The organism is Tsukamurella paurometabola DSM 20162, assembly GCF_000092225.1.
GTDB lineage: Bacteria > Actinomycetota > Actinomycetes > Mycobacteriales > Mycobacteriaceae > Tsukamurella > Tsukamurella paurometabola.
Map to the genome: position 1 here is coordinate 3250700 of NC_014158.1, position 11818 is coordinate 3262517.

An 11818-nucleotide genomic window follows, 5' to 3' on the forward strand; every position below is an offset into this window, starting at 1 on the left:
CGGCTCCACCCGGAGCCTCGGTAAAGCGCCAATACATGTGCGCGTTCATATCCACATCAAGGAAAGTAGCACAGCCTAAGGGGCGAGCTCTATGGCGAGCGTCTCACCGTCGGTCACCGGCAGGGAGCAGACGGTGCCGCGGCACACATAGGCCGCGGCACGACCGTCCACGGGGCCGCGCCCCTCGAGTAGCACCTGCGAGTCTTTAGCTCCAGCAACAACTATGGCGCCACCGGGCGCGAGCCGCCGAGCCTCGGCGGTGAGCGCTGCGGCGCCGGCACCGTCTGCCACCGCGATCTGCAGGCCGGCCGTCGCCTGCTCGGCCACGGCGAGATGATGTCCTGCCCCGCGGGGCACGCGGCGGAGCAGTTCCCCCGACCGGGCGCGGGTGGCGGCGGCGAGGCCCGCGTACCGTTCCCCCAGCAACACCTCGGCGTAGGTGAGCGCCTCGGCGATCAGGCTCGCGCCCGACGGAGTGGCGCCGTCGGCCGGGTCCCGCGGGCGGGTGAGCAGGGCCTCACCGTCCGACGGTGCGTCGTACCAGCCGCCGGACGCGTCCGGGTCGGCGAACTTGTCGATCGCCGCATCGAGGATCACTGCGGCATCGTCGGACCACGCTGTGTCACCGGTGCGCTGACGCAACGCGAGCAGCCCGGTGACGAGGGCGGCGTAGTCCTCCAACATGCCCTGCGCCTCGCCCGCAACACCGTCGAGCGAGCTGCGTCGCAGAGTCGCACCGTTCCAGTGCTTCTCCAGTAGGTAGCGAGCGCACGCGGCGGCGTCGGGAACGCGGCCCGCTTCGGCGAGTGCGGTGATCGCGAGCCCGTTCCACACCGTGACCACCTTGTCGTCTCGTGCGGGCTGCGGGCGGGACTGACGGGCGTGGAACAGCTTTCGGCGCACGTCGGCGAGACGAGCCGGGTCCGGATCGCCGCGCAGTTGCAGGGTGGAGGTGCCGTGCTCAAAAGTGCCGCCGTCGGTGACCGCGAAAACCTCAGCGGCCCAGGCTCCGTCGTCGTCGCCGAGCACCTCGGCCAGCTGAGACGGCGTCCACACGTACGTCGCGCCCTCCACCCCATGGCCGTCGATCTCGGTATCGGCATCCAGCGACGACGCGAACGCACCGTGGACGCCCAGGTCTCGAACGAGGAAGTCGGCGGTCTCATCGGCCACCCGCAACGCGAGCGGCGAGCCGGTGCGGCGGCCGAGGTGCGCGTAGAACCGCAGCAGCAAGGCGTTGTCGTAGAGCATCTTCTCGAAATGCGGCACCACCCAGTCGGCGTCCACGGCGTAGCGGGCGAAACCGCCACCCAGCTGGTCGTAGATGCCGCCGCGGGCCATCGCCTCGGCGCACCGCACGGCCACGGCATAGGCCGCGGCGTCGCCGGTGCGCTCGTGGTGGCGCAGCAGGGCTTCGACGGTGGCTGACGGAGGGAACTTCGGTGCCCGACCGAAGCCGCCCGACGGGTCCTCGTCGGCGACCAGAGTCGCGACCGCGGTGGCGAGGTCGCCGGGGCTGGGCGGCGCACCGTCGGGCAGGCCCGACGAGGCCTGGCGCAGATGCCCGGCCACCTGGTCGGACACGCGGTCGACGTCGCCGCGGCGCTCGCGCCAGGTATCGGTGATCGCGTCGAGCAACTGCGGGAAACTCGCCTGCCCGTTGCGGGGTTCGGGCGGGTAGTAGGTGCCGCAGTAGAACGGGGCACCGCCGGGGGTGAGGAAACAGGTCATGGGCCAGCCGCCCTGTCCGGTCATCGCGACGGTGGCGTTCATGTAGATCGAATCGAGGTCGGGACGCTCCTCGCGGTCGACCTTGATGCACACGAAGCCCTCGTTCATCTGCGCCGCGATGGCCTCGTTCTCGAACGACTCGTGCGCCATCACATGGCACCAGTGGCACGCCGCATAGCCGATCGAGAGCAGGATCGGCACGTCGCGCTCCGCCGCTTCGGCCAGCGCGGCATCCGACCACTCCTGCCAGTGCACCGGGTTGTCGGCGTGCTGGCGAAGATACGGGCTGGTGGACGCGCCGAGTCGATTACTCACGCCACCAGCGTAGGCCGCTATCGGGCGAGCTGGTAGACCGTCGAACTCCCGACCGTGGTCGCGGTGAAGTTCTGCTTCACCCAGGTCTCGATCGCCGATTCGCCGCCGCCGCGCCGGAATCCGCCGCCCGCGATGTAGTAGCCGATTCGGCCATCGCGCACCCACTGCTGGAACTGCGTGAGCGTAGGCGCGGGATCGGATCCGCTGAAGCCGCCGATGGCGATCACGGGGCGGCCCGAGTTCAATTGCAGCGGACCCTGACTCTGGGCACCGCTCACCGCTGCCGCCCAGTCGGTGCCGGTGGTCTTCAGTAGCGCGACGACCGCGGCATCGGCCCCGCGTTCGCCGGGCACTCCCCCGTCCGGCCGATCGTCGGGGGCTTCCGCCGGACGATCACCACCGTCGGCGCCGTCACCGCCGAGACGCATACCGCCCGGGAAACCGTTGCCCGCCTTCGCCGTCTGCGCCGCGGTCGGTACGCCGCCGCTGTGTGCGGTTCCCGCGGTAGAGATGCTGAAGGCCGCGGTGGCGATGCCACCGGCGAGCAGCGCCAGCGTCAACGACGCCGCCACCGCCCGCCGGCCACCCGAGCGTGACACGACCAGTGCCACCACCGCGGCCACGGTCAGCACCCCCACGACGATCCCCAGCGCCGGCCACGCGTAGCCCGCACGCCAGGCCCGCACGACGCCCCAGCCGCCCGCGGCCACGACGAGCGCCACCAGAGCGGCCGTCCCCGGCACCGTCGACCGCCTGCTCCAGGCGACCGCGGCGCCGCCGCCGACCAGGACTGCGATCGCGGGCACCAACGCCACCGTGTAGTACGGGTGCACCGTGCCGCTCATGAAGGAGAACACCACGCCGGTCACCACGAGCCACGTGCCGAACACCGTGAGGCCCAACGCCAGATCGCGTTCGAGGCGCCGGCGTGCCACGAGGGCGATGCCCACCACCAGCACCAGCAGTGCCGCGGGCAGCAGCCACGAGATCTCGTTGCCGAACTCGTTGCTGAACAATCGCGCCAGGCTGGGAGTGCCGCCGAACGACGTGCCCGTCGCACCGCCGCCCGGCCCCCTCCCGCCGCCGGGAAAGCCACCCGATCCATCGGATCCCCCGCTGTTGCCGACGATCCGCGCCAGCCCGTTGTAGCCCAGCACCAGGTCCATGAACGTGCCGTCCTTCGACCCGCCGATGTACGGCCGCGAGGACGCGGGCCAGAGCACCGTCAGCAGCACGTACCAGCCGGACGAGACGACCACGGCGAGCGTCCCGAACGCGAGGTCACGAGCCCGTCGCAGCCACGGGGTCTGCGCGAAGAGCAGATACGCCAGGCCGAAACCGGGGAGCACCAGCAGGCCCTGCAACATCTTGGTGAGGAACGCGAAACCGAGCACGGCGCCGCACGCCACGAGCCAGCGCCACGACGCTGCCTGGCAGGCCCGTACGGTGCAGTACGCCGCCGCGGTCATCAGCAGCACCAGCAGCGCATCGGGGTTGTTGAACCGGAAGATCAGCACCGCGGCCGGGGTCAGCGCGCACACCGCCCCGGCGAGCAGCGCACCGCCGGTGGCGATCCGGTCGGTGAGCGAGGCCAGCAGCCGCCGGGTGGTGAGGTACACCAGGCCCACGGTGCCCACGCCCATCAGCGCCTGCGGCAGGAGCACCGACCACGAGGAGAGCCCGAAGATCCGCACCGACAGCCCGGTGACCCACAGCGCGGCGGGCGGCTTGTCGACGGTGATCACATTGCCCGGATCGAGCGATCCGAACAGCCAGGCTTTCCAGTCGAGCCCGCCCGCCTGCGCCGCAGCCGCGTAGAAGTCGTTGCCGTAGCCGTTGATCGACAGGTTCCAGCAGTAAAGGATCGCCGTCAGGGCGAGCAGCGCGGCCACGCCGGCGCGCCGCGGAGTCAGATGCTTCACCCCCTGAATCTCGCCGATCGCCCTGGGCGGGGCCGTGGGACCGGCTGGGAGGTGGCTGTGAGGCCTACGGGGTGCGGTCGCGCCCCGGATCGTCCGGCGTCCCGGAATCCGCGCGATGCTCGACGCCGGCGTGGTCGGTACCGCCGGCCTCGTCGCCCTCGCCGGGCTGCTCGTCGTCGAAGGACTCAGGGAGGTTCTTCACGTGCTTGTTCATCGACCGGATCAGCAGGAACGTGACCGCGAGGAGGGCGACGATCACGGCGAGGCCGAGCGGGGTGGCCTTGCCGAATTCCGGTCCCTTGGGCTTCGGATCGTCGGCCAGGAAGATGACGGCGTCGGACGCCAACTGGAGCACACTCATCATTTCTCGACTCCGCTGAACAGGTCCGTCTCGGGCATCCGCGTGCTCACATTGGTCTTCGCGAGCTCGTACTCCTCGGTGGGCCACAGTCGCTGCTGCCATTCCATCGGCACCGCGAAGAACGGGCCGTTGGGATCGATCTGCGTGGCGTGGGCGCGCAGCGCGTCGTCGCGGACCGGGAAGTACTCACCGCATTCGACCTGCGTGGTGACGCGGGCCATCATGTCGTTCTTCTCGTCTTTCCACCGCTCCAGCCACTCGGCGTAGGGGTTGTCCAGGCCCGCCTTCTCGAACTCGTCGGCGAAGGCCTGGAACTTGCCGCGCAGGAAACCGTGGCTGTAGTAGACCTTCGAGATCTGCCAGGGCTCGCCGGCCTCGGGGAACTGCTGCGGATCGGCGGCGGCCTCGTAGGCGGCCATCGACACCTCGTGGGTCTTGATGTGGTCGGGATGCGGGTAGCCGCCGTTCTCGTCGTACGTGAGCATCACGTGCGGACGGAACTCGCGGATCACGCGGACCAGGCGCTCGACGGGAATCTCCAGCGGCTCCAGCGCGAAGCTGCCCTCGGGCAGCGGGGGCAGCGGGTCGCCCTCGGGGAGGCCCGAATCCACGAATCCGAGCCACTGGTGCTGCACGCCGAGGATCGCGGCGGCCTTGGCCATCTCCTCACGGCGGACCTCGGGCAGGCGGTCCTTGACTCCGGCGACGTCCATCGCGGGATTGAGGATGTCGCCCCGTTCGCCGCCGGTGAGAGTCACGACGAGCACGTCGTCGCCCTCGGCGGCGTAGCGCGCCATCGTCGCGGCGCCCTTGCTCGACTCATCGTCCGGGTGTGCGTGAACGGCGAGTAGCCGGTATCCGGTCATGCGCTCCAGTCTTCCTGATCGGCCGACGGGACGCCGCGCCGGGTGTGCTTCGATGGAGGACATGTCCACCGTCCCCGCCCGGCCGTCCGATCGGTATCCCGACGAGCAGGATCCCCACCGCACGCGGCGCCTGCTGGTGATCGGGCTCGTCGTGGTGGTGGTCCTCGGTGTCGGCCTGGCCTACCTGGGGTACTCGAAGTTCGCGGGAAAGCCGGTCACGGGCGAGACCGCCGGATACTCGGTGGTGTCCGATTCCACGGTCGAAGTGCAGGTCACCGTCACCCGCAAGGACGCCTCGCAGCCGGTCAGTTGCATCGTGCGAGCGAAGAACAAGGCCGGCGACGAGCTGGGGCGCCGGGAGTTCTACGTGCCGCCGTCGTCGGACCCCGTCGTGGTGGTCAGCAGTGAGGTGCGCACCACCGCTCCGGCCGCGGTCGGGGACGTCTTCGGTTGCGGAACCGACGTGCCCGCGTACCTTGACCGTTCGTGAGCACTGACAACACCTCCGGAACCGAACCGAAGTCTGGGCGGCCGGCCCGCACCCGCGGCCCGGCCTTCGCCAGGATCTCCAGTCCCTACTTCCCCGCGCTCGTCGGCGCCTTCGTCGGCGTCATGATCATCTCGAACATCACCGGCACCAAGGCGGTCAGCCTGTGGGCGTCGTCGCTGCACTTCGAGATCCTCGGCCTGACCTTCGACGGCCTGCCCACCGACGGCGCGTTCTACCTCTTCCCCCTCGCCTACGTCCTCGGCGATGTGATCTCCGAGGTCTACGGATTCCGGGCGATGCGCCGCGTGATCGCCGTCGGCTTCGCCATGTTGACGCTCGCCGCGTTGTGCATGTGGATCACCAGCCTGCTGCCGGCCCCGGAGGACGCCAAGGAGACCGCGGCCGCGTTCGACACAGTAGCCACCGTGGTCCCGATGCTGCTGCTCGCGGGCCTCGCGGGCTACGTGGTCGGTGAGTTCATGAATTCCTACGTCCTGGTCAAGATGAAGGCCTGGACCGGCGAGAAGCACCTGTGGTCGCGGCTGCTGGGCTCCACCGTGGTGGGCCAGTTCTTCGACACCGTGGTGTTCTGCTCGATCGCGGCGCCCGCGATCGGCTGGACCGGATCGGAGTTCGTCGCGTACACGATCATCGGCTTCGTCTGGAAGACACTCGTCGAGGTGGCCATCATGCCGCTGAGCTACGCGGCCTGCGCGTTCCTCAAGCGCCGCGAACCCACGTACCAGGAAGCCCTGCTCAGGACGTGATCCACGGCACCATGCCGATAGTCATGGTAAGATTGCGGGATACACGGTTCCGCGCTGGAGCCGTGTATTGCTGCATTTCGGGCCCCGGCACCGACCGGGGCCGGACCGCGTTCGGGCACGTCGCCCGGATGCGGCCCTTGAACCACTACGACGAACGGAAGTGACATGACGGACACTCAGGTGACGTGGCTGCCCCCGGAGTCGCACGAGCGCCTCAAGAACGAGTTGGACGCGCTGATCGCCAACCGCCCCGTCATCGCCGCCGAGATCAATGAGCGCCGCGAAGAGGGCGACCTCAAGGAGAACGGCGGTTACCACGCGGCCCGCGAGGAGCAGGGCCAGCAGGAGGCGCGCATCCGCCAGCTGCAGGAACTGCTCAACAACGCGAAGGTCGGCGAGGCGCCCACCCAGTCCGGTGTGGCCCTGCCCGGCTCGGTCGTGAAGGTGTACTACGACGGCGACGAGAAGGACACCGAGACCTTCCTCATCGCCACCCGCGAAGAAGGCGCGCAGGACGGCGAGCTCGAGGTGTACTCCCCGAACTCCCCGCTCGGTGCTGCGCTGATCGACGCGAAGGTGGGCGAGAGCCGCGAGTACACGATCCCCAGCGGCGCCACCATCAAGGTCACCCTGGTGAGCGCGGAGCCGTACCACTCGTAAGAGATGGAAGCGGGCTCACTCCGTCGGAGTGAGCCCGCGTCGTCGTTGGTCTCGCCTACCCCGCCGAACGCGTGCGCAGGAGCTGACTGACGGTGACGAAGGCGTACCCCTGCTTCGACAGGTCCGCCAGAGCCCGGTCCAGAGCCGTCGCCGACGCCAGGAAGGTGTCGTGCAGCATGACGATCTGGCCGGGCTTCATCGTCATCAGCACCTGGGTCAGGCCGTCAGGATTTCCCTGGTAGTTGTAGTCCTGGGTGTCCAGGTCCCAGAGGATCTGGCTCAGTCCCTGCTTCTTCCCCGCATCCACGACCGCCTGCGAGGTGTGGCCGCCCATCGGCCGGAACAGGGTCGGCGTGATGCCCACGGTCTGCTTCACGGCCTGGTTGGTCTGCGCGAGCTGCGTGTCCTGCTCGGCCGCCGACAGTGTGGTCATATCGGGCTGCGACCACGTGCCGTTGGCCACCTCGTTGCCGGTGCCGGCGATCGAGACCATGATGTCGGGATTCAGCGTCACCTGCGCACCGGTCACGAAGAACGTGCCGCGCGCATTGTGCTGGTCGAGCGTCTGCAGGAATTGCCTGGTCGCGGGCCCGGGGCCGCCGGAGAAGGTGAGCGCCACGCACTTGCTCTGGGCGCAGTCGACGGTGCCGTCCGGCAGGTACACGGGCTTGGACACCGCACGGGGTACGTCGGTGGGGCTCGGCGCCGCGGCCCGGGCGGGCGCGGGCGGCGCATCGCCGGGCCGTGCCTGGACGGTGGGGGCCGGAGCGGGAGCCGCGGGCGCGGCTCCGGCGTTCGGGTTCGGCGCGGTCGGGGCCGGCGGCGGTACCACCACGGTCATGGTCCGCGGGGCGGGAGACGATGCCGCGGAGCTCGGCTGCGGGCTCGCCGACGCACCGGGGCTCAGTCCCGCGCCGGGGGCGGCGGACGGTGTACTGGACGGCAACGGGTCGAAGGTCAGACTCGATCCGGCCCGGTCGGTGGACGTCCCGTTGACCGTGCATGCGCCGACGATGGCGCCGGCGATCACCAGCGCACTTCCGCCGACCGCATAGTTGCGGACCTTTCGGCTCTGTTTGGGCCTCAAGAGCACACTCCAGACACTTGTGTCATCTTCTACAACATTAGTAACAATAGTCCCATCAGGCACAGACGGGAAGTCGTGGCCACCGATGGTGACCGAGTCGTTACAGGCCGACCCGGTGTTGCCGCTCGTTCGGCGGCACCGGATCATCAAGACATGGGGGCCGTATGGAGTTCGATCGACCGGGGAACACGCCTGTTCTGGCGCGCGACGGGCCGCCGGATCGAGCCCGACGGGGCCGACGCGTGGCTCGCGGCGCCGTGCTCACCGCCCGGTGCCGGCGGTGACGCCTGGCTCCGGCCGTGGGAGCGCTCGGGGCAGGTAGGCGCCGGAGCGCTCGACGACGGCCTGCTACCCGATATCCGGGCGCTCGATGGCCCCGACTTCCGATCGGCTGATCTGGCTCCGCAGGTCCGGGACTTCTACGAGCACACCGGGGCGTATCGGATGGACGTCTGGTCGCAGTGGAACGCACTGTTCGCACCCGGCGGCGAAGCGGTCGCGCGGCTCTTCGGGCGCCGCGTCGAGCAGCTCGCGCTGCCTGTCCAACCACTCGCCGTGAGCCGCGGCATGACCAGTCGGGTGCGTCCCATCACCGATGAGAACGGGCGCCGGAACGGCACGGCGTGGCTGCGCACCCTCGCCGCCGATGGATCGTCGGTGTACAGCGGCTACTACCGGATCGGCCGGGTGCCCGCCGATCCGCAGCCACAGGTGCACGTGAGCTTCCCCCTGGAGGAAGGGAACATCCAGGTGTTCCTGACGCCCCGTGCCGATCGCGACGGGGCGCTGCTCCTGTATTCGCGGGGCGAGTCGTTCGGACGCGATGGCGCCTACGTCACGGTGCGTTCAGGCGGTTCGTGGTACGCCGCGCGACTGCCGCTGCGCGAGGAGTTCCGTGTCTTCGTCGACGAGCACGGCGTGCTCCGCACGGACCACCGCCTGTCGGTCCGCTCGCACCCCGCGCTCCACCTGCACTATCGGCTCGAACGCACCGCCTAACCGAGCGCGTTCTCCAGATCGGCGATGAGATCGCCGATGTCCTCGATGCCCACCGACAGCCGCACCAGATCCTCCGGCACCTCGAGCTGCGAACCGGCCGTGGACGCGTGGGTCATCGCGGCGGGATGCTCGATGAGCGACTCGATGCCACCGAGCGATTCGGCGAGGGTGAAGACCTCGGTCCGCGCGCAGAATCGCTGCGCGGCCTCGCGGCCGCCGGCCAGGCGCACGGAGATCATGCCGCCGAAGCGCTTCATCTGCTTGGCCGCTACCGCGTGGTTCGGGTGGCTCTCCAGGCCCGGGTACAGCACCGTCGACACCTCGGGGCGGCCGGAGAGGAAGTCGACGATCCGCTCCGCGTTATCGCAGTGCCGGTCCATCCGGACGCCGAGCGTCTTGATTCCGCGCAGCGCGAGGTAGACGTCGAACGGGCCGGGCACCGCGCCAGCGCCGTTCTGCAGGAACGCGAAGTCGGTGTCGAGCTGTTCGTCGTTGGTGATCAGCGCGCCGCCCACGGTGTCGCTGTGCCCGCCCAGGTACTTGGTCACCGAGTGCAACACCACATCGGCGCCCAGGGTGAGCGGCGTCTGCAGGTACGGGCTGGCGAAGGTGTTGTCCACCACCAGCTTCGCGCCACCGGCGTGCGCCACTTCGGCGAGCGCGGCGATATCGCCGATGTTGAGCAGCGGGTTGGTCGGCGTCTCGATCCACACCAGCTTGGTGTTCGGGCGGATCGCCGCCCGCACGGCGTCGACGTCGGTGACGGGTGCCGGGGTGTGCTCGATCCCCCACTGCGAGAAGACCTTATCGATCAGGCGGAAGGTGCCGCCGTACGCATCGTCCGGGATGATCAGGTGATCTCCGGGGCGGAGCGTGGCGCGCAGCAGGGTGTCGGTGGCGGCCATACCGGAGGCGAAACCGCGACCGAAGGTGCCGTCCTCGATCGCGGCGAGGTTGGCCTCGTAGGCGCGCCGGGTCGGGTTGCCGGTGCGGGCGTACTCGAATCCGCCGCGCATGCCGCCGACGCCGTCCTGGGCGAAGGTGGAGCTGGCGTAGATCGGCACGTTGACGGCGCCGGTCAGCGGGTCGGGCTCGTAGCCGGCGTGGATCGCGCGGGTCGAGAAGCCCTGCGCCGCATGCTTGTCGATGGCGCTCTTCTGCTCACTCATGTCGCTGGCCCTTCTACTTGCCGTGGGAGAGGAAGTTCAGCACGTCGTGCCGGGTGATCACGCCGACGGGCTTGCCGTCATCGATCACCATGAGAGCGTCGGAGTCACTCAGCGCCTTGTTCGCGGCACTGATCGGCTCACCCGCTCCGATCAGCGGGAACGCCGGGCCCATGTGCTTGCTCACCGGATCGGCGAGATTCGCCCGGCCCTCGAAGACGGCTGAGAGCAACTCGCGCTCGGTGACGGCACCCGCCACCTCGCCCGCCATGATCGGGGGCTCGGCGCCCACGACCGGCATCTGCGAGACGTTGTACTCGGCGAGGATCTCGATGGCGTCGCGAATGGTCTCCGAAGGATGGGTGTGCACCAGGTCGGGCAGTTCCCCCTTCTTGCCGCGCAGGATGTCACCGACGAGTGCCTCCTGCTCGTTGGGGTCCAGCGGGGTGCGCAGGAAGCCGTAGCTGCTCATCCACTTGTCGTTGAAGATCTTCGACAGGTAGCCGCGGCCGCCGTCGGGCAGCAGCACCACGACCACGGCATCGGGATCGCGCTCGGCCACGCGCAGCGCAGCGACGACGGCCATGCCACACGAGCCGCCGACGAGCAGGCCCTCCTCGCGGGCCAGGCGCCGGGTCATCTCGAACGAGTCGGCGTCGGAGACGGCGATGATCTCGTCCGGGATGTCGGGGTCGTAGGCGGTGGGCCAGAAGTCCTCGCCCACGCCCTCGACCAGATACGGGCGACCGGTGCCGCCGGAGTAGACCGACCCTTCGGGATCGGCACCGATCACCTTGACCGCGCCGCCCGAGATCTCCTTGAGGTAGCGGCCGGTGCCGGTGATGGTGCCGCCGGTGCCGACGCCCGCCACGAAGTGGGTGATCCTGCCCTCGGTGTCGCGCCAGATCTCCGGGCCGGTGGTCTCGTAGTGCGACGCCGGACCGTTGGGGTTGGAGTACTGGTTGGGCTTCCACGCGCCGGGAATCTCGCGGGTGAGCCGATCGGAGACGTTGTAGTACGAATCCGGATGCTCGGGCGCGACGGCGGTCGGGCACACCACGACCTCGGCGCCGTAGGCCTTGAGCACGTTGCGCTTGTCCTCACTGACCTTGTCCGGGCACACGAAGACGCACTTGTAGCCGCGCTGCTGCGCGACGATCGCGAGGCCCACACCGGTGTTTCCGGAGGTGGGTTCGACGATGGTCCCGCCGGGCTTCAACTCGCCCGACTGATCCGCTGCGTCGATCATCTTCACCGCGATCCGGTCCTTGCTGGACCCACCCGGATTGAGGTATTCGATCTTCGCCGCGACCAGGCCCGATCCGGGGGTGACCACGGAGTTCAGGCGCACCAACGGGGTGTCGCCGATCAACTCACTGACGTGTCCTGCGATGCGCATGGCTCTATCGTCCCAGAACGCCCGCCCGCGGCTGCATGCCGGTGTACGGGATCGC

12 protein-coding genes are annotated in these 11818 nt (G+C 69.4%); 5 read left to right on the forward strand and 7 right to left on the reverse strand.

From position 1 onward, the window contains the following. Positions 1-75: 75 nt before the first annotated feature. From TPAU_RS15710 to mca, 4 genes are all read right to left on the reverse strand, one after another. Positions 76-2046 carry a thioredoxin domain-containing protein gene (locus TPAU_RS15710; RefSeq protein WP_013127736.1) on the reverse strand — a complete coding sequence of 657 codons (1971 nt, stop codon included), beginning with the start codon at positions 2044-2046 and terminating at the stop codon, positions 76-78. Between the two features lie 17 nt (positions 2047-2063). Next, positions 2064-3968, reverse strand: coding sequence for an ArnT family glycosyltransferase (locus TPAU_RS15715; RefSeq protein WP_013127737.1), 1905 nt, complete (start codon positions 3966-3968; stop codon positions 2064-2066). Positions 3969-4032: 64 nt separating this feature from the next. Then, positions 4033-4332, reverse strand: coding sequence for a hypothetical protein (locus TPAU_RS15720; RefSeq protein ID WP_013127738.1), 300 nt, complete (start codon positions 4330-4332; stop codon positions 4033-4035). Then, complete coding sequence (gene mca / locus TPAU_RS15725) at positions 4329-5195, reverse strand: mycothiol conjugate amidase Mca (RefSeq protein WP_013127739.1); 867 nt, start codon at positions 5193-5195, stop codon at positions 4329-4331. Before mca ends, TPAU_RS15720 begins: the two co-directional genes overlap by 4 nt. Positions 5196-5256: 61 nt before the next feature. Here mca and TPAU_RS15730 point away from each other — a divergent pair, with 61 nt between their 5' ends. From TPAU_RS15730 to greA, 3 genes are all read left to right on the forward strand, one after another. Beyond that, positions 5257-5685 (forward strand): DUF4307 domain-containing protein, encoded by a 429-nt coding sequence (locus TPAU_RS15730; RefSeq protein ID WP_041944463.1) that lies wholly within the window; start codon positions 5257-5259, stop codon positions 5683-5685. Next, the gene (locus tag TPAU_RS15735) at positions 5682-6452 is read left to right on the forward strand and encodes a queuosine precursor transporter (RefSeq protein WP_013127741.1); all 771 of its coding nucleotides are present in this window, start codon (positions 5682-5684) and stop codon (positions 6450-6452) included. Before TPAU_RS15730 ends, TPAU_RS15735 begins: the two co-directional genes overlap by 4 nt. Positions 6453-6617: 165 nt before the next feature. Then, on the forward strand, positions 6618-7112 hold the full coding sequence (gene greA, locus TPAU_RS15740; RefSeq protein WP_013127742.1) for a transcription elongation factor GreA: 495 nt from the start codon (positions 6618-6620) through the stop codon (positions 7110-7112). Positions 7113-7167: 55 nt separating this feature from the next. On the opposite strand, the gene TPAU_RS23200 is transcribed toward greA, so the two are convergent. Then, a complete protein-coding gene (locus TPAU_RS23200) occupies positions 7168-7788 on the reverse strand; it encodes a polysaccharide deacetylase family protein (RefSeq protein ID WP_083773870.1) in 621 nt (206 codons plus the stop codon). Here TPAU_RS23200 and TPAU_RS23205 point away from each other — a divergent pair. After that, the gene (locus tag TPAU_RS23205) at positions 7781-8167 is read left to right on the forward strand and encodes a hypothetical protein (RefSeq protein ID WP_160160272.1); all 387 of its coding nucleotides are present in this window, start codon (positions 7781-7783) and stop codon (positions 8165-8167) included. The two genes, TPAU_RS23200 and TPAU_RS23205, sit on opposite strands and share 8 nt — an antisense overlap. Positions 8168-8352: 185 nt before the next feature. After that, entirely contained in the window at positions 8353-9198 is an 846-nt protein-coding gene (locus tag TPAU_RS15755) for a hypothetical protein (RefSeq protein WP_013127744.1), read from the forward strand. On the opposite strand, the gene TPAU_RS15760 is transcribed toward TPAU_RS15755, so the two are convergent. Both TPAU_RS15760 and TPAU_RS15765 read right to left on the reverse strand, forming a co-directional pair. Then, positions 9195-10367 carry a cystathionine gamma-synthase gene (locus TPAU_RS15760; protein ID WP_013127745.1) on the reverse strand — a complete coding sequence of 391 codons (1173 nt, stop codon included), beginning with the start codon at positions 10365-10367 and terminating at the stop codon, positions 9195-9197. The two genes, TPAU_RS15755 and TPAU_RS15760, sit on opposite strands and share 4 nt — an antisense overlap. A 13-nt stretch (positions 10368-10380) precedes the next feature. Then, a complete protein-coding gene (locus TPAU_RS15765) occupies positions 10381-11763 on the reverse strand; it encodes a cystathionine beta-synthase (protein ID WP_013127746.1) in 1383 nt (460 codons plus the stop codon). Positions 11764-11818: the final 55 nt, after the last annotated feature.